This is a genomic window from Citrobacter sp. Cpo069, from assembly GCF_030332785.1.
GTDB lineage: Bacteria > Pseudomonadota > Gammaproteobacteria > Enterobacterales > Enterobacteriaceae > Citrobacter > Citrobacter portucalensis.
Genome location: NZ_JAOWHD010000046.1, coordinates 289125 through 311496, shown reverse-complemented (window position 1 = coordinate 311496; position 22372 = coordinate 289125). Strand labels below are relative to the sequence as shown.

21 protein-coding genes are annotated in these 22372 nt (G+C 55.5%); 16 read left to right on the top strand and 5 right to left on the bottom strand.

Translation table 11 applies throughout. The annotated features are described in order from the left end of the window. The 13 genes from OGY08_RS11065 to acpT are packed head-to-tail and all read left to right on the top strand — an operon-like array spanning position 1 to position 12048. Positions 1-582: a COG4648 family protein gene (locus OGY08_RS11065; protein WP_003827535.1), complete on the top strand. Its 582-nt coding sequence runs from the start codon at positions 1-3 to the stop codon at positions 580-582. Then, entirely contained in the window at positions 579-1940 is a 1362-nt protein-coding gene (locus OGY08_RS11060) for an AMP-binding protein (protein WP_008786378.1), read from the top strand. The genes OGY08_RS11065 and OGY08_RS11060 overlap by 4 nt, the downstream gene beginning before the upstream one ends. After that, the gene (locus OGY08_RS11055; protein WP_125362789.1) at positions 1927-2280 is read left to right on the top strand and encodes an ApeI family dehydratase; all 354 of its coding nucleotides are present in this window, start codon (positions 1927-1929) and stop codon (positions 2278-2280) included. The genes OGY08_RS11060 and OGY08_RS11055 overlap by 14 nt, the downstream gene beginning before the upstream one ends. Then, positions 2271-3962, top strand: a complete 1692-nt coding sequence (locus tag OGY08_RS11050; RefSeq protein ID WP_048215370.1) for a glycosyltransferase family 2 protein — start codon at positions 2271-2273, stop codon at positions 3960-3962. The genes OGY08_RS11055 and OGY08_RS11050 overlap by 10 nt, the downstream gene beginning before the upstream one ends. 3 nt (positions 3963-3965) lie before the next feature. Then, entirely contained in the window at positions 3966-4388 is a 423-nt protein-coding gene (locus OGY08_RS11045; RefSeq protein WP_008786381.1) for an acyl-CoA thioesterase, read from the top strand. Beyond that, positions 4385-4990 (top strand): LolA family protein, encoded by a 606-nt coding sequence (locus OGY08_RS11040; RefSeq protein ID WP_003827526.1) that lies wholly within the window; start codon positions 4385-4387, stop codon positions 4988-4990. Before OGY08_RS11045 ends, OGY08_RS11040 begins: the two co-directional genes overlap by 4 nt. Continuing rightward, positions 4959-7277, top strand: coding sequence for an MMPL family transporter (locus tag OGY08_RS11035; protein WP_032945281.1), 2319 nt, complete (start codon positions 4959-4961; stop codon positions 7275-7277). The genes OGY08_RS11040 and OGY08_RS11035 overlap by 32 nt, the downstream gene beginning before the upstream one ends. Beyond that, positions 7274-7858: a DUF3261 domain-containing protein gene (locus OGY08_RS11030; protein WP_008786383.1), complete on the top strand. Its 585-nt coding sequence runs from the start codon at positions 7274-7276 to the stop codon at positions 7856-7858. Before OGY08_RS11035 ends, OGY08_RS11030 begins: the two co-directional genes overlap by 4 nt. Position 7859: 1 nt before the next feature. Next, positions 7860-9029, top strand: coding sequence for a beta-ketoacyl-[acyl-carrier-protein] synthase family protein (locus OGY08_RS11025; RefSeq protein WP_032945283.1), 1170 nt, complete (start codon positions 7860-7862; stop codon positions 9027-9029). Next, a complete protein-coding gene (locus tag OGY08_RS11020) occupies positions 9026-9502 on the top strand; it encodes a hotdog family protein (protein WP_125362788.1) in 477 nt (158 codons plus the stop codon). The genes OGY08_RS11025 and OGY08_RS11020 overlap by 4 nt, the downstream gene beginning before the upstream one ends. Then, positions 9499-10230, top strand: a complete 732-nt coding sequence (locus OGY08_RS11015; RefSeq protein WP_125362787.1) for a 3-ketoacyl-ACP reductase FabG2 — start codon at positions 9499-9501, stop codon at positions 10228-10230. Before OGY08_RS11020 ends, OGY08_RS11015 begins: the two co-directional genes overlap by 4 nt. After that, complete coding sequence (locus tag OGY08_RS11010; RefSeq protein ID WP_003827516.1) at positions 10227-11456, top strand: beta-ketoacyl-ACP synthase; 1230 nt, start codon at positions 10227-10229, stop codon at positions 11454-11456. The genes OGY08_RS11015 and OGY08_RS11010 overlap by 4 nt, the downstream gene beginning before the upstream one ends. A gap of 1 nt (position 11457) precedes the next feature. Continuing rightward, entirely contained in the window at positions 11458-12048 is a 591-nt protein-coding gene (acpT, locus tag OGY08_RS11005) for a 4'-phosphopantetheinyl transferase AcpT (protein WP_003827514.1), read from the top strand. On the opposite strand, the gene OGY08_RS11000 is transcribed toward acpT, so the two are convergent. Further along, positions 12040-12546, bottom strand: a complete 507-nt coding sequence (locus OGY08_RS11000) for a phenolic acid decarboxylase (protein WP_008786388.1) — start codon at positions 12544-12546, stop codon at positions 12040-12042. The genes acpT and OGY08_RS11000 overlap by 9 nt on opposite strands. A 99-nt stretch (positions 12547-12645) precedes the next feature. Here OGY08_RS11000 and OGY08_RS10995 point away from each other — a divergent pair, with 99 nt between their 5' ends. Next, positions 12646-13506, top strand: coding sequence for a LysR family transcriptional regulator (locus tag OGY08_RS10995; RefSeq protein WP_125362786.1), 861 nt, complete (start codon positions 12646-12648; stop codon positions 13504-13506). A gap of 91 nt (positions 13507-13597) precedes the next feature. Further along, positions 13598-13999, top strand: a complete 402-nt coding sequence (gene nikR, locus OGY08_RS10985) for a nickel-responsive transcriptional regulator NikR (RefSeq protein ID WP_003827507.1) — start codon at positions 13598-13600, stop codon at positions 13997-13999. Between the two features lie 104 nt (positions 14000-14103). On the opposite strand, the gene OGY08_RS10980 is transcribed toward nikR, so the two are convergent. The 4 genes from OGY08_RS10980 to OGY08_RS10965 all read right to left on the bottom strand — a co-directional run bounded on the left by OGY08_RS10980 (position 14104) and on the right by OGY08_RS10965 (position 20636). Continuing rightward, positions 14104-15228 carry an ABC transporter permease gene (locus OGY08_RS10980; protein ID WP_020996068.1) on the bottom strand — a complete coding sequence of 375 codons (1125 nt, stop codon included), beginning with the start codon at positions 15226-15228 and terminating at the stop codon, positions 14104-14106. Then, positions 15228-17975: a ribosome-associated ATPase/putative transporter RbbA gene (gene rbbA, locus OGY08_RS10975; protein WP_125362785.1), complete on the bottom strand. Its 2748-nt coding sequence runs from the start codon at positions 17973-17975 to the stop codon at positions 15228-15230. The genes OGY08_RS10980 and rbbA overlap by 1 nt, the downstream gene beginning before the upstream one ends. After that, entirely contained in the window at positions 17972-19039 is a 1068-nt protein-coding gene (locus OGY08_RS10970; RefSeq protein ID WP_003827499.1) for an HlyD family secretion protein, read from the bottom strand. The genes rbbA and OGY08_RS10970 overlap by 4 nt, the downstream gene beginning before the upstream one ends. 403 nt (positions 19040-19442) lie before the next feature. Beyond that, a complete protein-coding gene (locus OGY08_RS10965; RefSeq protein ID WP_125362784.1) occupies positions 19443-20636 on the bottom strand; it encodes a BaiN/RdsA family NAD(P)/FAD-dependent oxidoreductase in 1194 nt (397 codons plus the stop codon). Positions 20637-20865: 229 nt separating this feature from the next. On the opposite strand from OGY08_RS10965, the gene pitA reads away from it, so the two are divergent. Then, on the top strand, positions 20866-22365 hold the full coding sequence (gene pitA, locus OGY08_RS10960; protein WP_003827471.1) for an inorganic phosphate transporter PitA: 1500 nt from the start codon (positions 20866-20868) through the stop codon (positions 22363-22365). The last annotated feature ends 7 nt before the right edge of the window (positions 22366-22372 follow it).

Sequence of the window (22372 nt, the reverse complement as noted above, 5' to 3'; positions counted from 1 at the left end):
GTGTCGGGCACACGCTCGTTGCCAGTCGTACAACTGCTGACAGGTCTACTGTTGCTGGCCTGGCCGTTTTTGATCTGGTTTGGCCTGGCGCATAACAGTCTGCACTGGTTGCTACCGTTGATGGCGCTACTCCTTTTTTTACGCTTTCGCCAGACCCGGCGACAGGCGGGGCCGCTGCGCGTCGTGACACAGGTAGTGGCGGTCGCGGGTATCACCTTGTGCATTGCCAGTTATCTGCTCAAAACGCACCAGCTGCTGCTGTTTTATCCGGTAGTGGTAAACGCCGTTATGCTGTCGGTTTTTGGTGGATCGTTATGGTCAGCAATGCCCATTGTTGAACGTCTGGCACGACTGCGCGACCCAAATCTGCCCGATGCGGGCGTGCGCTATACGCGCCGTGTGACACAAATCTGGTGCGCCTTTTTCATCATCAATGGCAGCGTTGCGCTCTTTACCGCACTGAATGGCGATATGACCCTGTGGACCACCTGGAACGGCATGGTTTCCTATCTGCTAATGGGAACATTGATGGTAGGCGAGTGGTTAATTCGCCAACTGGTGATAAAACGAGATACCCAATGAAGCAGCCCCTCACACTCGCTCAATGGCTCTGTGCCCCACGTCCGGACGACGTTCCTGTTGCGTGGCAGGAAGAGCATACCTGGACGCTTGGCCATCTGCGCCAAGATGTGGCCCAGTTGATAACATATCTGCGACAGCAGGAAGGTGAACGCTGGGCATTGTGCTTCGAGAACAGCTATTTATTCATCGTCGCGCTGCTGGCAACGCTCCATGCCGGCAAAACACCGGTGATCCCAGGACATTGTCGCGTTTCGTTGTTAAACGAGCAGCACTTGCTGTTTGACGGCGTACTGAGCGATAAAGCGATGGACTGGCAGGGAACGCTGCGGGTGGTCAGCTCCGCCATGACATCCGTGGCTCACGACATCACGTTCCCAGCAATACGCAGTGACGCCTTTGTGGAGCTATTCACTTCCGGTTCGACCGGCCAGCCGAAACGCGTGATCAAACCGATCGCTCGTCTGGATAGCGAAGCGGCATTGCTCGCTACACGCTTTGCCGATCGTCTGGCAGGTTGCCGGGTGGTCGCGTCAGTGGTACCGCAACATCTGTATGGCTTGACGTTCCGTATCTTTTTGCCGATGGCCTTAGGTCTGCCGCTGCACGCGGCGATGCTTTGGTATGCCGAACAACTGGCGGCGCTGAGCGCTGAGCATCGGTATGCGTTTATCAGCAGCCCGGCGTTTCTGAAACGCCTCGACCACAACCTGACACCGCCGCCGGTCGAACTGATTCTGTCTGCGGGCGGCATGCTGCCCTGGCAGGACGTCACGCAGGCTGCTGACTGGCTAAATGTCTGGCCCGATGAGATCTACGGCAGCACTGAGACCGGGATCCTTGCGTGGCGCTATCGCCATCAGGATGATGTGGCATGGCTGCCCTTTCCCGGCGTCAGATTCCAGTCAGAAGACGACGCATTTCGTGTGTTTTCACCGCTAATTAACGCTGATGATGGCCTGTTACTCGATGACGTTCTGCAGTTTATCGAAAATGGACAGTTCCGCCTGATGGGCAGACGCGGGCGGGTGGTCAAAATTGAAGAGAAACGTATTTCACTCAGCGAAGTGGAACAACGTTTACTGGCACTGGATGGTATCTGTGAAGTCGCGGCATTGCCGGTCTCACGTGGAGGACGTCAGGGCGTTGGCGTCCTGCTGGTACTGGATGACGAAGCCCGGCAACGCTGGCTTGAGTGCGGTGGTAAACCGCAAGAACTGACCTGGCGACGTTCGCTGCTGCCCTGGCTGGAGCCTGTCGCGGTTCCCCGCTACTGGCGGGTGATTGATGAGATTCCGGTCAACAGTATGAACAAGCGTGTCTATGCGCAATTACAGGAGTTATTTCATGAAACCCCATGAAATCGAGCGCCATCAGGCACTGCCTCATCAGGCTGAGATTGTTTTACAACTAGACCCTTCTCTGTTTTGGTTCAGCGGGCATTTTAGCGTGCAGCCACTGCTGCCGGGCGTTGCACAGCTGAACTGGGCGATGGATTACGCCACCACGCTGCTGGCCCCTGGCTGGCGTTTTCACAGTATTCAAAACGTGAAGTTCCAGTCGCCGTTATTGCCAGAGGCCACCGTCACCCTGAAACTGAGCTGGCAGGAAGCGCGTCAGATGCTCTCTTTTAGCTACCAGCGCCACGACGGTGACGTGCGCCATACCGCCAGCAGCGGGAAGATTCGGTTATGCCGCTAACCTTTTCCCCGTGCGTGTTGATCCCCTGCTACAACCACGGCGCGATGATGTCGGACGTGTTGGATCGTCTTCAGCCGTTCAATCTCCCCTGCATTGTGGTGGACGATGGCAGTGACGAGACTACACGAGATGAACTGGCACGCCTGGCGGCAGAATACAGCAATCTGACGTTAATTCGCCTGCCCATCAACGCAGGCAAAGGCGCGGCGGTTATTCGCGGAATGCAGACGGCGGCAGATGCCGGGTTCAGTCATGCCGTGCAAGTCGATGCCGACGGGCAACATGCCATTGAAGATATTCCCAGGCTGCTTGCATTGGCAAAAGAACATCCGACAGCACTGATTTCCGGGCAACCGATTTACGATGATTCGGTTCCTCGCTCGCGCCTGTACGGTCGTTGGGTAACCCATATCTGGGTGTGGATAGAAACGCTCTCGTTGCAGCTCAAAGACAGTATGTGCGGCTTCCGGGTGTATCCGGTGGCCCCCACGCTGCAACTGGCACAGCGCGTAACGCTCGGCAAACGGATGGATTTTGATACTGAAGTGATGGTGCGCCTCTACTGGCAAGGCAACACCAGCTATTTTATCCCCACGCGAGTCACCTATCCGCAGGACGGGCTATCCCATTTCGACGCGCTTAAAGACAATTTGCACATTTCATTGATGCACACTCGCCTGTTCTTTGGCATGTTGCCACGCATCCCCTCCCTGCTTTGTCGTCGTTCATCGACACACTGGGCGCAGCAACAGGAAGTCAAAGGGTTGTGGGGAATGCGCCTGATGCTACTGGTCTGGCGTGTACTGGGTCACAAAGCCTTCTCCCTGCTACTGTATCCGGTCGTCGGCGTATACTGGCTCAGCGCTTCAACTGCCCGAAAAGCCTCTCAACGCTGGATTAGCCGCGTAAGGGCGCAACTGATCACACGGCGGATGCCAGTACCGCCAAACCTGACCAGTTATCAGCATTTCCTGCGTTTTGGCGGCGCGATGCTGGATAAGATCGCCAGCTGGCGTGGTGAGCTGCACTTCGGTCGCGATGTGATTTTTGCACCAGGTGCAGAAACGACGCTGAATATCAGCGATCCTCGGGGAAAACTACTACTGGCTTCACATCTTGGCGATGTCGAAGCCTGTCGGGCACTGGCCCAGCTACAGGGCAGTAAAACAATCAATGCGCTGGTATTTAGCGATAACGCCCAACGCTTTAAACAAATCATGCAAGAGATGGCCCCGCAGGCTGGATTAAATCTGCTCCCGGTGAACAGTATTGGTCCAGATACTGCCATTCTGCTCAAAGAGAAATTGGAGCGCGGTGAATGGGTAGCCATCGTAGGCGATCGCATCGCAGTCAATCCCCAACGCGGCGGCGAGTGGCGCGTGTGCTGGAGCCGCTTTATGGGGCAAAACGCGCCATTCCCACAGGGCCCGTTTATTCTCGCGTCTATTTTACGCTGCCCTGTAGATCTGATTTTTGCCCTGCGCCAGCAGGAGAAACTCCACATCTACTGCGAACCGTTTGCCGACCCGCTGCTCTTACCGCGTGCCACACGACAACAGGCATTACAGAATACTGTCGATCGCTACGCCGAACGCCTTGAGCACTATGCGCTTCAGTCGCCCCTAGACTGGTTTAACTTTTTCGATTTCTGGCAACTGCCGGATACCAATGACAAGGAGTAAAGGGTGCTTAACGATCCCCGCTTTACGGCTGAAGTCGAGCTAACTATTCCGTTTCACGACGTCGATATGATGGGCGTAGCGTGGCATGGTAACTACTTCCGTTACTTCGAGATTGCCCGTGAGGCACTGCTGAACCAATTCGATTATGGCTATCGGCAGATGAAAGAATCTGGCTATCTGTGGCCCGTGGTCGACACTCGGGTGAAGTATCGCAATGCGCTGACTTTCGAGCAGCGTATCCGTGTACGCGCCCAAATTAAAGAGTACGAAAATCGCCTGCATATCGGCTACGAAATTTTTGATGCCGAAACAGGTAAACGCGCCACAACAGGCTACACCATCCAGGTCGCCGTCGACGAAAAAAGCCGTGAACTGTGCTTTGTCAGCCCGGATATTCTGTTTGAACGGATGGGAGTGACACCATGAAATTATGGCCATTGCTCGTGCTGCTCGTCAGCCCTTTCGTCAGTGCCCTGACGCTCGACTCCCTACAACAGCGTTTTACCGAACAACCGGTGGTTCGCGCCCACTTCGATCAAACCCGGACGATAAAGGATCTGCCGCAGCCGCTGCGATCTCAGGGCAAGATGTTGATCGCCCGCGACCAGGGGTTGCTGTGGGATCAAACGTCCCCGTTCCCCATGCAACTGCTGCTGGACGACAAACGGATGGTTCAGGCAATTAACGGTCAACCACCGCAGACCATTACCGCTGAGAATAACCCGCAAATGTTCCAGTTTAATCATCTGCTACGGGCGTTATTCCAGGCGGATCGTAAAGTGCTGGAACAAAACTTCCGCGTGGAGTTTGCAGACTTAGGAGAAGGTCGCTGGACGCTACGCCTGACGCCAATCACCACACCGCTGGATAAGATTTTTGCGACGATTGATTTAGCCGGAAAGACTTACCTGGAGAGTATTCATCTCAACGATAAGCAGGGGGATCGCACCGATATCGCGCTTTCCCAACACCAACTAACGCCAGCGCAACTGACCGATGACGAACGCCAACGCTTTGCCGCCCAGTAAACGCCCCGCGCTGTTATGGGGAGTCGTCTGCCTGCTCCTGCTGGGCATCTTTCTGACGCTGCTACCTCAGGCCCGCCTTAACAGCAGCGTGCTGGCCATGTTGCCAAAGCAGACGCTGGGCGCTATACCTCCGGGTCTTAACGAGGGATTTATGCAGCGCCTTGACCGTCAGGTGGTCTGGCTAGTGAGCCCCGGTAAGCAACCGGACCCAGCTATAGCCCGGGACTGGCTGGCTTTACTGCAAAAATCGCACGCGCTAGCCCAGGTAAAAGGTCCAATGGATGCCGACAGCCAGCAAGCCTGGGGGGCATTCTTCTGGCAACATCGTAACGGCCTGATAGATAACGAGACCCGCGCCCGGCTGCAAAACGGCGGCGAAGCGCAGGGCCAGTGGATCCTGTCCCAACTTTACTCCGCATTCTCCGGCGTCAGTGGCAAAGAGCTACAAAACGATCCCTTCATGCTGATGCGAGGCTCGCAGCTGGCCATGGCCAAAACCGGGCAGCGTCTGCGCCTGATGGACGGCTGGCTTGTCACCCAGGATGAGCAAGGCAACTATTGGTATCTGTTACATGGCGAGTTGACCGGCTCATCATTTGATATGCAACAGACGCATCAATTGGTCACCACGCTGAATACGCTGGAGGGTGAGCTCAAAGCCCACTATCCACAGGCTCAACTGCTGTCTCGCGGGACGCTGTTCTATAGCGATTACGCCAGCCAGCAGGCGAAACAAGATATCTCTACCCTCGGCATAGCCACTGTGCTCGGGGTGATCCTGCTCATCGTGGCTGTATTTCGTTCGCTGCGTCCGCTGCTGCTGTGCCTGATTTCGATTGGCATTGGTGCGCTGGCGGGGACCGTCGTCACGCTGCTGATTTTTGGCGAGCTCCATCTGATGACGCTGGTGATGAGCATGAGCATCATCGGTATTTCCGCCGACTATACGCTCTACTATTTGACCGAACGGATGGTGCACGGTGCGGAAACATCGCCATGGCAAAGCCTTGCCAAAGTGCGCAATGCCCTGCTCCTGGCTCTACTCACCACCGTAGCGGCTTATCTGATTATGATGCTGGCCCCCTTCCCCGGTATTCGCCAGATGGCGGTATTCGCGGCGGTAGGTCTGAGCGCCTCCTGCCTGACGGTCATTTTCTGGCACCCGTGGTTGTGTCGTCGGTTGCCGGTACGCCCGGTGCCGGCAATGGTACTCATGCTACGCTGGCTTGCTGCATGGCGGCGGAATAAGAAATTATCCGTTGGCCTGCCGGTGGCGCTGACGTTGTTCTCGTTGGCAGGTATGGCGACGCTACGCGTAGATGATGATATCTCCCAGTTACAGGCGCTGCCGCAGGGTATTCTTGCTCAGGAAAAAGCGATTACCGCCCTGACCGGGCAAAGCGTCGACCAGAAGTGGTTTGTGGTGTACGGCAAATCCGCTCAACAAACGCTGGAGCGGATGGAAACCTTTATCCCCGCGCTGGAACAGGCAAAAAAAGATGGTTTACTCAGCGGATATCGCACCATTCCGCTCAATTCACTCGCCCAGCAACAGCAGGATCTGTCTCTGCTAAAAGATGCCGCGCCCGCCATCACGAAAGCCTTAAACAACGCCGGTCTGGCAACGGTGAACCCCGATCTTAGCGCCATGCCCGTAACCGTCGATGCCTGGCTTGCCAGCCCGGCCAGTGAAGGCTGGCGCTTGCTATGGTTGTCTCTGGCTGATGGCGAAAGCAGCGTACTGGTTCCCGTTGAAGGGGTGAAACAAAGTGATGCATTAAATACGCTCAGCGCGAAATATTCCGGCGTGGCGTGGGTGGATCGTAAGAGCAGCTTTGACAACCTGTTTGCCCTTTATCGCCATATTCTGACCGGTCTGCTGTGCATTGCGCTGGCGGTGATTGCCTGTGGCGCCGTCATTCGGCTTGGCTGGCGTAAGGGCTTAATTAGCCTGGTCCCCTCAGTGCTGTCTTTAGGTTGCAGTCTGGCGGTGCTGGCCCTGAGCGGTCATGCGCTCAACCTGTTCTCGCTGCTGGCACTGGTGCTGGTACTGGGAATTGGCATTAACTACACGCTGTTTTTCAGTAATCCACGCGGTACGCCACTGACATCGCTGCTGGCTATCACGCTGGCAATGATGACCACGCTCCTGACGCTCGGCATGCTGGTCTTTAGCGCCACTCAGGCAATCAGCAGTTTTGGCATTGTGCTAGTGAGCGGTATTTTCACCGCCTTCCTGCTGTCACCGCTGGCGATGCCAGGAAAAAAAGAGAAAAAAAGAAGATGATTAAACAGACATTCTGGCGCACCGCTGCGCTCGTCGCCACGTTGCTGCTGGCCGGTTGCAGCCACTCGCAGCCGGAACAGAAAGGCCGCCCGCAAGCCTGGTTAGAGCCGGGGACTCGTGTAACGCTACCTACCCCAGGGATTTCTCCCGCGGTGAATTCACAACAGCTACTAACCGGAAGTTTCAACGGCAAAACTCAGTCACTGTTGGTCATGCTCAATGCTGATGACAAGAAAATCACACTTGCCGGGCTGTCATCAGTCGGCATTCGCCTGTTCCTCGTGACTTACGATGAAAAAGGACTGCACACCGAGCAATCGATCATCGTTCCACAATTGCCGCCAGCCAGCCAGGTGCTGGCTGACGTGATGCTCAGTCATTGGCCGATTAGCGCCTGGCAACCGCAATTACCCACAGGCTGGACGCTCGTCGATACGGGTGACACGCGTGAGCTGCGCAATGCCCGCGGCAAAGTGGTCACGGAAATCACGTATCTGAATCGAAAAGGAAAACGCGAACCGATCAGCATTGAACAGCACGTTTTTAAATACCACATCACCATTCAATACCTGGGTGACTGAGATGATCTACATTTCTGCCGTTGGCATGATTAATGCGTTGGGCAATAACACTGATGAAATCGCAGCCAATCTCACTCGTGGCATAGCGCCGGGAATGCGCCCGCGCACGGGCTGGCTGCAAGGACACCCATCCGCCGTGTTAGCAGGCGTTGACGGTGAGCTGCCCGCTATTCCTCAGCACTTTAGCGCTCATCGTTCGCGCAACAACCAGCTATTGCTGGCAGCCCTGATGCAAATCCAGCCGCAGGTGGACGACGCTATCGCCCGATTTGGTCGCGATCGTATTGCTGTTGTTCTCGGCACCAGCACCTCCGGCCTGGATGAGGGTGACGTTCACGTAGATTTGATGCTCAACGGCAAAGAGAGCACTGACTGGCGCTATCCGCAACAGGAACTGGGCGATCCGTCGCGTTTTCTTAGCCACTGGCTGGCGCTGGATGGCCCAGCCTTTACGCTCTCAACCGCCTGCTCGTCCAGTGCAAGAGCTATCATGAGCGGACGTCGTTTGATCGAATCTGGTCTGGTCGATATCGCCATTGTCGGCGGTGCGGATACGCTAAGCCGAATGCCAATCAACGGATTCCACAGTCTGGAATCACTCTCCCCAACGCTGTGTCAGCCGTTTGGCCGCAACCGTTGTGGGATCACCATTGGCGAAGGCGCCGCATTGATGGTATTAACCCGCGAGCCACAGCCTATCGCGCTCCTTGGCGTCGGCGAATCCAGCGACGCGTACCATATTTCGGCTCCCCATCCACAGGGGGAAGGTGCCATTCGCGCCATCGGCCAGGCGCTTAACGACGCAGGAATGACGCCGGAACATGTGGGCTATATCAATCTGCACGGTACCGCCACACCGTTAAACGATCAGATTGAGTCCAACGTCGTGAGCGCGCTATTTGGCGAAACGGTCCCGTGCAGTTCAACCAAACACCTGACCGGGCACACGCTGGGCGCTGCGGGGATCACCGAAGCAGCGATCAGTATGCTGATTCTGCAACGCGAACTGCCGCTGCCACCGCAGGATTTTAGCCAGTCGCCACGCGATGAAACATTGCCACCCTGCGGCATCATTGAACAGCCGCAGCCGCTGACTCGCCCGGTTATCTTGTCTAATTCGTTTGCCTTCGGTGGCAATAATGCCAGCATCCTGCTCGGGAGAACCTCATGAGCCACTTTTTACCACCGGGTGATTATTTACCGCATGATGCGCCGATGCTGCTTCTTGAAGAGGTCGTCAGTGTGGCGGACGAAACCGCCACCTGCCACGTGATGGTATCAGCAAACAGCGTACTGGCCCCTTTTCTCGACCTTGATGGCAATCTGCCTGGCTGGTTCGCACTGGAACTGATGGCGCAGACCATTGGCGTCTGGTCTGGCTGGCACCGCCAGCAACAAGGTCAGGCGAGTATTACGTTAGGTATGGTACTGGGCGCACGTGAGTTAGTCTGTGCTACAGGTGTTCTGCCTGCCGGGAAGACGCTGAGCATCCATGTCAAATTGCTGATGCAGGATGCACGATTCGGTAGCTTTGAATGTGCCATCCAGGCAGAAAACGAGACGCTGGCAACCGGTCGAGTCAACACCTTCCAGCCGACATCAGAAGAAATTAACACGCTATTTCAACAAGGAGCGTCCACATGAGCCGTTCAGTTTTAGTTACGGGTGCCAGCAAAGGTATCGGTCGCGCCATCGCCAGACAACTGGCCGCGGACGGTTTTGTGGTCGGCGTACACTATCATCGCGATGTGCAAGGAGCACAAGAAACGCTGGATGCTATCCTCACCGCTGGCGGCGCAGGGCGCCTGTTGACATTTGACGTTGCCAATCGTGAGCAGTGCCGTGAAATACTGTCGCAAGATATTGAGGCAAACGGCGCATGGTACGGTATTGTCAGCAACGCTGGAGTCACTCGGGATGCCGCTTTCCCTGCGCTCAGTGATAACGACTGGGATTCGGTGATCCATACCAACCTCGACAGCTTTTACAACGTCATTCATCCGTGCATTATGCCGATGATCAGCGCACGCCAGGGGGGCCGTATCATCACATTGTCTTCGGTTTCGGGCGTGATGGGCAACCGCGGTCAGGTCAATTACAGTGCGGCAAAAGCCGGAATTATTGGTGCCACCAAAGCGCTGGCTATCGAACTGGCAAAACGCAAAATTACCGTAAACTGCATTGCACCGGGACTCATTGATACCGGGATGATCGAGATGGAAGAAGCCGCATTGAAAGAGGCGATGTCGATGATTCCCATGAAACGAATAGGTCAGGCTGAAGAAGTGGCCGGGCTTGCCAGTTATTTAATGTCGGATGTGGCGGGCTATGTAACTCGCCAGGTGATTTCCATCAATGGAGGGATGTTATGACACGTCGTGTCGTGATTACAGGCATGGGCGGCGTCACCGCCTTTGGGGAAAACTGGCAGGCTGTCTCCGCCAGGTTATTGGCATATGAAAATGCGGTACGCAAAATGCCGGAGTGGCAGGTTTATGACGGACTGCACACACTGCTGGGAGCGCCGATCGACGACTTCACTCTGCCGGAACACTATACCCGCAAGCGAATTCGCGCCATGGGGCGCGTATCGCTGATGTCCACCCGCGCAACAGAGCTGGCGCTTGAGCAGGCCGGGCTGATTGGCGATCGGGTACTGACTAACGGTGAAACCGGGATCGCTTATGGTTCATCAACCGGTAGTACCGGTCCAGTGAGCGAGTTCGCGACCATGCTGACCGAGAAACACACCAATAACATCACCGGCACGACCTACGTGCAAATGATGCCGCATACCACTGCCGTTAACACCGGATTGTTTTTCGGTCTGCGTGGGCGAGTCATCCCGACATCCAGCGCCTGCACATCCGGTAGCCAGGCAATTGGTTACGCATGGGAAGCCATTCGACACGGCTATCAAACGGTGATGGTCGCCGGCGGCGCAGAAGAACTGTGTCCTTCCGAAGCCGCCGTGTTTGATACGTTATTCGCAACCAGCCAGCGCAACGACGAGCCGAAAACCACCCCATCCCCGTTCGATGAAAAACGCGATGGTCTGGTCATCGGAGAAGGTGCAGGTACGCTAGTGCTGGAAGAGCTGGAACACGCTAAAGCACGCGGAGCAACGATTTATGGTGAAATCGTTGGCTTTGCCACTAACTGCGATGCAGCCCATATCACCCAGCCGCAGCGCGAAACAATGCAGATTTGCATGGAAAAATCACTGAATATGGCAGGTATTAGTGCCCGGGATATCGGCTATATTTCAGCGCACGGAACCGCAACCGATCGTGGTGATGTTGCAGAAAGTCAGGCAACCTCTGCAATTTATGGTGATAATGTTCCGCTATCCTCGCTTAAAAGCTATTTTGGACATACCCTTGGCGCTTGTGGCGCACTAGAGGCCTGGATGAGTCTGCAAATGATGCGTGAAGGCTGGTTTGCGCCTACGCTAAATTTGAGTCAGCCAGATGCCAATTGTGGCGCGCTGGATTACATTATGGGTGAAGCCCGCAAGATTGATTGCGAGTTTTTGCAGAGCAACAACTTTGCGTTTGGCGGCATAAATACTTCTATCATCATTAAACGTTGGCCGTGATATGTACCGGATCGTTCTTGGGAAAGTTTCTGTTTTAAGCGCTGGTGCACTGCCTGCCGCACTGAGTGAGCAAGCGCCGCAAGGTGCTCGCCGTGCGCGCTGGCTGGCCGGTCGCGTGCTGCTTTCCCATGCCCTTTCGCCATTACCAGACATCGTCTATGGCGAGCAAGGAAAACCGGCCTTTTCTGCTGACACGCCGCTGTGGTTCAATCTCAGCCACAGCGGTGATGATATCGCCCTGCTGCTCAGCGACGAAGGGGAAGTCGGCTGCGATATAGAAGTCGTTCGCCCGCGCGATAACTGGCAAACGCTGGCAAATACGGTATTCAGTCTTGGTGAACATGCCGAAGTCGAGGCCGAACGCCCGGAGCAACAGCTGGCGGCGTTCTGGCGCATCTGGACGCGTAAAGAAGCTATCGTGAAACAGCGCGGCGGTAGCGCCTGGCAAATCGTCAGCGTCGACAGTACCGCGTTAACTTCCTCACTCTCCGTCAGCCAGTGCCAGCTTGATACCCTGAGCCTGGCGGTGTGCACCCCCACGCCGTTTACCCTGACCGCAGACGCCGTGCAGCGACTGGAAGCCTTAGCGTAAATTTTCCGGGAAGTTTTTCGGCAGCTCGCTCGCCGCACAGGCAATAACGTCATCATTGTTCGCGCCGCAGTCACGTACGAAAGTGATGGTCGCGAACTCATCAATCACCTCGGTGGGATACGCCGGGCCGGCATCGCGGTACGACATCATCAGCGGAATATGGTCATTCTGGAAGCAGACCGTTTTTTCCGGATTATTTATCACCCAGCGAGGGAAAAAGATGGTGCCGTGAAAGAGTTTGTCACCCAGGTTTACGATCAGACTGACGTCGGTCCCGGTCGGTTCGGTCCACGAAATTTTATAAACGCTCTCCCCCACCCGCACAATATAGGCCCGCTGATCTTTCACCCAACGATTCCCCACAATACCGCTGTGAATGCGGTAATCCAGCGTAGTGTCGTTTTTCACGTAGATCTCGTAATTCCAGCCATTATCGTAGGTATAGACCAGATGTTTGCCGACAAATCCGCTTAAATCATGTTTATCAAACGCGCTCATATTCATTCTCCTCTTACTTGATGCGAGGATCTTAACGCTTCAAAAATTGGATGAATAACGCTATGTTTGCATCAAATTCATTCAATTATTAGATGAGTTATGCACAAAACAACCCTCGAGCAGTGGGCCCTATTGGAGAAAGTGGTGGAGCTGGGCAGCTTCGCTAAAGCGGCGGAAGAGACCAACCGTAGCCAGTCTTCGGTAAGCTACAATCTGGCACTGTTACAGGAGCGACTTGGCGTAACGCTGCTGACCCCGGAAGGGCGCAGGGCTGTCCTGACACCGGCCGGAGAGCTATTGCTCAATCAGGTCAAACCGCTACTGAAGGCCTTTTTATGGGTGGAAACCCGGGCCGCAACGTTACAAAACGGTACGCGAACGCGGCTGGATTTGATGGTAGATAGCATCTTCCCACGCAAACGCCTGTTTGCCATTCTCAAACAGTTTCAGCAGGCCTGGCCGCAAACGCAGGTGCGTCTGACCGAAGTCCTGGAGAATGGTGATGCTCGACTGGCAGCACATGCCGATGCGGACGTAATGGTCCTGACCCGGCGTCAGGATGTCACCGGACGCGGTGAATGGCTGATGAATATTGACTTCGTGGCCGTGGCCCACCGCGATCACCCACTCTGCATGCTGGATGCGCCGCTGAATGAAGACGCATTACGCGCCTGGCCCCTAATTCGCATTGCCGATCGCGATAACCCACAACAACCGGCGCGTAATGCCTGGACCTTCTCGACCATTGATGCCGCGATTGATGCGGTGATGTATCAGGTCGGTTACGGCTGGCTGCCTGAGGAACGTATTCAGACGCAGCTTGATCAGGGGCTTTTACGCCCACTGCCGTTAAGCCATGGTGCTCGCCGCGCCACGCCTTTGCATCTGATCGTTAAAGATACGCTCGCTCCGCTGGATGAACAGGTCAGTACCCTGCTGCTTTTATTACGAGAGCATTAACCTTTTCCCCGGATGCCGGACGTGTGTTACAAAATACGCTATTCCCCTTACTCCCTGTGCGCCAACGCGCCACATGAAAGGTTAACTGCAGATGCAACGAGTCACCATTACCCTCGATGACGATTTACTGGAAACGCTCGACGGCCTGAGTCAGCGCCGTGGCTACAACAACCGTTCCGAAGCGATCCGCGATATTCTGCGTGGCGCACTGGCGCAGGAAACTACGCTTGAACACGGCACTCAGGGCTTCGCGGTGCTCTCGTATGTTTATGAGCATGAAAAGCGTGATCTGGCCAGCCGTATTGTTTCTACCCAACACCACCACCACGATTTATCGGTCGCCACGCTGCACGTGCACATCAACCATGACGACTGCCTGGAAATCGCCGTGCTAAAAGGCGACATGGGCGATGTACAGCATTTTGCCGATGACGTGATTTCCCAGCGCGGCGTGCGCCACGGCCATCTACAGTGCCTGCCGAAAGAAGAGTAATTGCCTGTTTCGTTGCGGGATGCCGGATGGCGGCTACGCCTTATCCGGCCTACGTCCGTTACCGTTTGTAGGCCAGGCAAGCGAAGCGCCCCCGGCAATAATGATTACGCCATCGTGCCAATCGTCTTTCTGAAGCGCAGCAGTGCTATCAGGAAGAACGCGCTACCAATCGCCAGCAGCGTCAGAAACTGCGGCCAGACAATGCTAAACCCGGCTCCGCGATAAAGTATCGCCTGCGCGAGACTGACGAAATGGGTAGTCGGCATGGTCAGCATAATGTCCTGCACCGCCTGCGGCATGCTTTCACGCGGTGTGGAGCCACCTGAAAGCATCTGTAACGGCAGCAGCACCAGAATCATCAGCAGCCCCAGCTGCGGCATAGAGCGCGCCAGCGTGCCCATAAAAATGCCGATCGAGGTGGTGGCGAACAGGCTCAGCGCCACGCCCAGCATAAACAACGGTATCGAACCTTCAATCGGTACGCCGAGCACGCCTTTTACCATCAGCATCAGCGACAGACCGGAAACCACCAGCACCACCAGCCCCATCGACCAGATTTTTGCCATCATGATCTCAAACGGCGTCACCGGCATCACCAGCAGATGTTCAATGGTCCCGTGCTCGCGTTCGCGGATCAACGCCGAACCGGTCAGTACAATCGCCAGCATAGTGATGTTATTGATGATCGCCATCACCGCGCCAAAGCGAGCGGGTTCCAGATTAGGGTTAAAGCGCATGCGCATTTCCAGCGCCACCGGCGGCTCATTGTTATCGCGGTAACGCGCCACAAAGCTGTTCACCTCGCCGCTGATGATATTCTGGATATAGCTGTTGCCGGTAAACGCCTGGCTCATGCGCGTGGCATCGACGTTAACCTGTATATCCGGTTGTCGCCCGGCCAGCACATCACGCTGAAAATCAGGCGGAATGTTTACGGCGAATGTATAGCGCCCGGCATCCAACCCGGCATCCATTTCATCGGCAGTGATCATCTCCGGCGGTAAAAACCACGGGCGATAAAAGCTGTTCACAATCCGATTCGACAACTGCGACTGGTCCATATCGGCAATAGCAATCGGTGCCAGATGCAGCGAACCCGGCAGGACGGTCGCGGAAGAATAAACCGAAATCGTGAAGGCGAAGACGATCAGCGTCAGCATCGCTTTGTCACCCAGCAGGCTGCGCAACTCTTTGATGCCGAGGTTATAAATATTGCGTAATCGGCGCATCACCCCTCCTGTTTTTTCAGCAGTAATACGCTCAGACCAATCACCACCGGAATGGCTACCGCCAGCGGAATAAACAGCTGCCAGAGATCGGTCAGATCCAACGCTTTAGAGAACGTTCCACGCGCGATGGTCAGAAAATGGCTGGTCGGATAAATTTCACCAATCCACCGACCCGGCCCTTCCAGCGAGGCAACTGGATCGATCATTCCGGAAAACTGCGTCGCCGGGATCAGCGTAATAATCGCCGTACCAAAAATGGCCGCGATCTGGCTTTTCATAAACGTGGAGATTAACAGCCCCAGCCCGGTGGCAATGGTGACGTACAGCAGCGCAGCCAGCGTCAGGGTCACAAAGCTCCCCTTATGCGGAACGCCGAATACAAACGCCGACAGCGCGCACAACAGCAGGAAGTTCAGCATGCCCAGCACGATGTACGGCAACTGTTTGCCGAGTAAAAACTCGCTGCGGGTCGTGGGCGTAACGTACAGATTGATAATCGACCCCAGCTCTTTCTCACGCACCACGCTGAGGGCGCTGAGCATGGAAGGGATCATCATCAACAGCAGTGGGATCACCGCCGGAACAATTGCCGGCAGACTCTTCACATCCGGGTTGTAACGATAGCGAGTTTCAATGGTCATCAGCCCGTTTTGCCCGCTGGCATTTGGCTGGCGCGCCATCACATCCTGCAGCCAGGTCTGGTGCATCGCCTGCACGTACCCCCTGACCGTTTCAGCGCGGCTTGGCATTGCGCCATCGACCCAGACGCCAATCTTCACCGGCGTTCCACGCGCGATGTCGCGGCCAAAATTTGGCGGAATTTCAATTGCTACCGCAACTTCGCCTGAACGCATCCGTTTGTCCAGCTCGTCATAACTGGTGAGCGGCGGTTGTTCGATAAAATAGCGCGATCCCGCCAGATTCAGCGTCCACGCCTGGCTGCTGACGGTCTGGTCGCGATCGAGCACCGAAAAACGCAGGTTTTCCACATCCATGCTGATGCCGTAGCCCATGATAAGCATCAGGATCACTGTGCCCATCAGCGCCAGCGTTGAACGTACCGGGTCACGTCGCAGCTCCAGCGCTTCACGACGGCTGTAGCTGAACAAGCGCCGCAGGCTAAAGCCTTGCCGCGGCGGCTTACTGTTTTCATGCACTGTCTGGACATTGGCTGACGCTAACTGAGCTTCCGGCGCCGGGCCTGCCGCTTCCTGCAACCAGGAGATAAACGCCTCTTCCAGACTGGCAGCTCCACGCTGTTTCACCAGTTCCTGCGGCGTACCGCTGGCCAGTACTTTTCCGGCGTGCATCAGCGACATGCGGTCGCAGCGCTCCGCTTCGTTCATAAAGTGGGTGGAGATAAAAATGGTCACTTTGTCCTGGCGCGACAGGTCGACCATCAGTTGCCAGAACATATCCCTCGCAACCGGATCGACCCCGGAGGTCGGTTCATCAAGAATGAGCATCTCCGGGCGATGGATCACCGCCACCGCCAGCGACAGGCGTTGACGGATCCCCAACGGCAGCGCACCGGGCAGCGCATCTTCGACATCGGTCAGCGAAAAGCGCTCGCTCATCTCCTGCACCCGCCCAGGGATTTCTGCTTCGGGGATATGGAACAGCCGCGCATGTAGTTCGAGGTTTTGCCGGACGGTCAGCTCGTTGTAGAGCGAAAATGCCTGCGACATATAGCCTACCCGGCGGCGGGTATCGATATTTTTCGGGTCAACCGCTTGCCCAAACAGCCACGCCTCGCCTTCGCTTGCGGGCAGCAGTCCGGTGAGCATTTTCATAGTGGTGGATTTACCGCAGCCGTTGGAGCCGAGAAAACCGAAGATTTCCCCGCGCGGAATGCGGAAGTTAACGTGGTCCACCGCCACAAATTTACCGAAGCGCATGGTCAGGTTTTTCGCCTCGATGGCAATCTCTTCCTGCTCAGCGTGATACGGCGGGATCACTACCGGTTTATGCGCCTGGCGCTGGGCTTCAGGTAACAGCGCGATAAACGCCTGCTCCAGCGTGTTGCTGTTGGTTTGCTCACGTAGCTGCTGCGCGCTCCCGGTAGCTAACACCTCCCCGGCGTTCATCGCCACCAGCCAGTCAAAGCGCTCGGCTTCTTCCATATAAGCGGTCGCAACCAGCACGCTCATGTTGGTCTGCCGCTGGCGAATGCTGTTAATCAGATCCCAGAACTGGGCGCGGGACAGCGGGTCGACCCCGGTGGTGGGTTCATCGAGAATTAACAGTTCCGGGTCGTGGATTAACGCGCAGCACAGCCCCAGCTTTTGCTTCATCCCGCCCGAGAGTTTCCCGGCAGGACGGTCGCGAAACGGTGCCAGTCCGGTGCTATTCAGCAGCTCGGTAATCCGCGCCTCACGCTCCGCTTTGTCATGCCCAAACAGGCGGGCAAAGAAATCGACGTTCTCATATACCGACAGCGTGTGATACAGGTTTTTCCCCAGCCCCTGCGGCATCCAGGCAATGCGCGGGCAGACATCCCGGCGATGTTTTGGGTCGCGCATATCGCCACCCAACACCATCACGTTGCCGTGTTCAATGACCCGCGCGCCGGAGATGAGCGACAGCAGGCTCGATTTTCCGACGCCATCCGGACCAATCAACCCCACCATACAGCGGGCAGGGATATCCAGCGTGATATTGTTCAGCGCTACCGTTTTCCCGTAATGCTGACTCACGCCGTCAAGGTGCGCCACGGGAGGAACGGGAACCAGCGCCAGATGCGTCATTGCGGCAACCTCACCACCAGGTCGTCAGGCCAGGCGCGACTTTCATCAACACGCACCCACGCCATGCCCGGCAGACCGGTTTTCACGTACTCCAGATGCTGCTGCAACAGCTCTGGCGGGATACGCGCTTTGACACGAAACATCAGTTTCAGCCGTTCATCGCTGGTTTCGACCGTTTTCGGCGTGAACTGCGCGACGCTAGCCACAAAGCTGATGGTCGCCGGAATACGCAGATCCGGCGCAGCATCCAGCACCAGCCGCGCTTCTCCGCCAATCTTCAGTAAACCAGCCTGTTCGGTTGGCAAGAAGAACGTCATGTAGACATCGCTGAGATCGACCATATTCAGCACGCGACCGCCCGCGGAAAGCACCTCGCCAGGTTCAGCTACGCGGTACTGTACGCGACCATCCCGCGGGGCTTTCAGCTCGCTGTCATCAATATCAGCCGCAATACGACGTTCGGTAGCCTGCGCGGCTTCTACGCGGGTTTGCGCCTGAATGATACTGGTGCGGGCGGCTTCAATTGCGGCTTTTGCCGCAGAGACCTGCGCCTTTGCGGATTCCAGTGCAGCGCGTGCGCTTTCTGCCGCAGCCCTGTCGTCATCCAGCTGTTGCTCAGACACAGCCCCACGCTGAGATAGCGAACGGGAGCGGACGTGGCGTTTAGAGACCGACTGCAGTTCCGCCTCACGCTGTTTTACCACCGACTGCGCGGCGCGCATTTCACTTTGCCGCTGCTCTAACAGCGCCCGCGCCGCCGCCACCGCACTTTCGGCCTCTTTGATTTGGGCTACCGCTTCCAGCCGCTGCTCCTGCAGCACGCGGGTATCCATTTTCGCCAGCACTTCGCCCTGACGAACAAACTGCCCTTCCGACACGAGGATCGTGTCAATTCGCCCGGCAATCTTGGTGGCAATATCCACTTCGGTAGCTTCAATTCTGCCATTGCTGGCTGCAAACCCCTCCGGTATTCCCGCAGGGCGCAGCATCCACCATGCTATCGCGGCCACCACGACCAGGATGCCCGCCACCCACCACATCATATGACGTTTAAACTTATCCATATTCGACCCGCCGTAATCCCTGTTATCAAACGATGCGTGTCACAAAGCCCACTGAACAGCTATTCAGCGGGAGATTCCATCCGGGATGAGAAGGAATGAAAAACAATGGCCAGAGAGCAGACAGGCATGTAAGCAACCTGCGCCGCGAAGGAAGTGAATGATGAAAATGCTGTGAAATCGGGTAGTAATGTTGTCATCATCAGCGTTCCTGGCCGGAAATGAAACACGCATACTCATTACTGCTGTCTATTGAATACTAACACCTGGATTCAATATGTCTATTCGGTTGTAGCAGGTATGTTGCAGGCAAAAAACCGTGCCCGGCAATCCATTTACCGGGCAAATTTCACAAGTGAGCTTTATGTAAAACGCAGCGGGTCCACGCTCAACGTATCGTCTTCGCTTATTCAGATACCAAATCCTGCGCACATGCCCAGGCGCTCGACCATGCCCACTGGAAGTTATAGCCTCCCAACCAGCCGGTGACGTCCATCACTTCGCCGATAAAGTAGAGCCCTGGCACTTTGCGGGCTTCCATCGTGCGCGATGACAGCTCGTTGGTATCGACGCCGCCCAACGTGACTTCAGCGGTACGATACCCTTCCGTACCGTTCGGCTGCACCCGCCACTCGGTCAGCGTTTCAACCAGCGTTTGCTGATCGCGCACGTTAAGCTGCTTCAGAGACACGTCAGGAATTTGCCCTAACTGCTGCAAGCATTCCACCAGACGCTTTGGCAACTGCATTGCTAAGGTGTTCTTTAAGCTCTGGTTAGGGTGTGCGCTACGTTGTTCGTCGAGGAAACTCGTCAGGTCAACATCCGGCAACAAATTAATGCTGACAAATTCGCCTGGCTGCCAAAAACTTGAAATCTGCAAAACAGCTGGCCCCGAAAGTCCTCGGTGTGTAAAGAGCAGATTTTCACGAAATACGGTGCCGTCTTCGGCGGTGATAACGGAGGAGACCGACACGCCAGAGAGCACCTGAAGCTGCTCCAGCAGTGGCTTATGCAACGTAAAGGGCACCAGTCCCGCGCGCGTTGGCAACACCTTCAGACCAAACTGTTCGGCAATTTTATAACCAAACGGCGTTGCCCCCAGACCCGGCATGGAAAGCCCACCGGAAGCGATAACCAGTTTTTTCGTGCCGACCGTCATGCCGTTCAGTTCGAGGGTGAAACCTTCATCATCCTGCACCACGCTCAGGACTTCGCTCCGTAACCGCATAGTTACGTTACCTTTCTCACACTCGTCTACCAGCATATCGACAATTTGCTGAGCGGAATCATCGCAGAACAGCTGACCCAGCGTTTTTTCATGCCAGGCAATACCGTGTTTGCCCACCAGGTCGATAAAATCCCACTGCGTGTAACGCGCCAGTGCCGATTTGCAAAAATGGGGGTTTTGGCTCAAATAGGCGGCCGGTTCGACATAAAGATTGGTAAAGTTGCAGCGTCCCCCGCCAGACATGAGAATCTTGCGTCCTGGCTTTTTACCATTATCAATAAGCAGTACTCGACTACCTGCTTGTCCTGCCTGCGCGGCACAAAACATACCCGCTGCGCCAGCGCCTATAATAACGGTATCAAACCTTTCCACGTTGCGATCCTCTCTAAAAAGCGGGTGTGAATTGTAAAGATTCCTCAGTGGTCGCACCAGCACCAAACTACCGATAAAGGGTATTTAACTGAAATATATAGGATAATTCTTTAGTGGTGTAAAACAAAGCAGGAGACAAATCAAAAAAACTCTATATTTCACTTTGCCCGCGCCGCCAAAGTCACTGATAATGCGCCGCGTTCATGTCCTCAAAATGGCGTAACGTCCTATGCTACATTTGTTTGCTGGCCTGGATTTACATACCGGGCTTTTACTATTGCTTGCTCTGGCTTTTGTGCTGTTCTACGAAGCAATTAACGGCTTCCATGACACAGCCAATGCTGTCGCAACCGTGATCTATACCCGTGCAATGCGTTCGCAATTGGCGGTGGTCATGGCTGCGTTGTTCAACTTCTTTGGTGTTTTGCTGGGTGGTCTCAGCGTGGCGTATGCCATCGTGCATATGCTACCAACGGATCTGCTGCTTAATATGGGATCGTCACATGGCCTTGCCATGGTGTTCTCCATGCTGCTGGCGGCAATTATCTGGAACCTGGGTACCTGGTACTTTGGTTTACCTGCATCCAGCTCCCACACGCTGATTGGCGCCATTATCGGTATTGGTTTAACCAATGCACTGATGACCGGCACCTCGGTGGTGGACGCACTTAACATTCCGAAAGTTATCGGTATTTTTGCTTCGCTTATCATCTCGCCAATTGTCGGTCTGGTGGTTGCAGGCGGTCTTATTTTCATTCTGCGTCGTTACTGGAGCGGTACAAAAAAACGTGCCCGTATCCACCTGACGCCAGCAGAACGTGAAAAGAAAGATGGCAAGAAAAAGCCGCCGTTCTGGACCCGTATCGCACTGATCCTCTCCGCTATCGGCGTAGCGTTCTCTCATGGCGCTAACGACGGGCAGAAAGGCATTGGTCTGGTGATGCTGGTGCTGATTGGCGTAGCGCCTGCAGGCTTCGTGGTGAATATGAATGCTTCCGGTTACGAGATTACCCGTACCCGTGATGCAATCAATAACGTCGAAGTCTTCTTCCAGCAGCGCCCTGACCTGCTTAAACAGGCCACAGGCGTAGACCAGCTGATTCCGTCCCCGACGGACGCGGCACCCGCGACGACGACAGAGTTCCATTGCCACCCGGCGAATACCATCAACGCGCTGGAACGTGCGAAAGGTATGCTGGCGAACCTGGAAACCTACGACAAGTTAAGCGTCGAACAGCGTGGTCAGCTGCGCCGTATTATGCTGTGCATCTCTGATACCACCGATAAAGTGGTTAAGCTGCCTGGCGTAAGCGCTGACGATCAGCGTCTGCTGAAAAAACTGAAAGCCGACATGCTGAGCACCATTGAGTACGCGCCTATCTGGATCATTATGGCCGTCGCACTGGCGCTGGGTATTGGTACGATGATTGGCTGGCGTCGCGTTGCCACCACCATCGGCGAGAAAATCGGTAAGAAAGGCATGACTTATGCCCAGGGGATGTCGGCGCAGATGACCGCCGCAGTCTCTATCGGTCTCGCCAGCTACACCGGTATGCCCGTTTCCACCACCCACGTTCTCTCTTCTTCCGTTGCGGGGACGATGGTTGTTGATGGCGGCGGATTGCAGCGTAAAACGGTAACCAGCATTCTGATGGCCTGGGTCTTCACCCTGCCAGCTGCGATTATTCTTTCCGGGGTGCTGTACTGGCTCTCCCTGAAGCTTATCTAAGCGAATG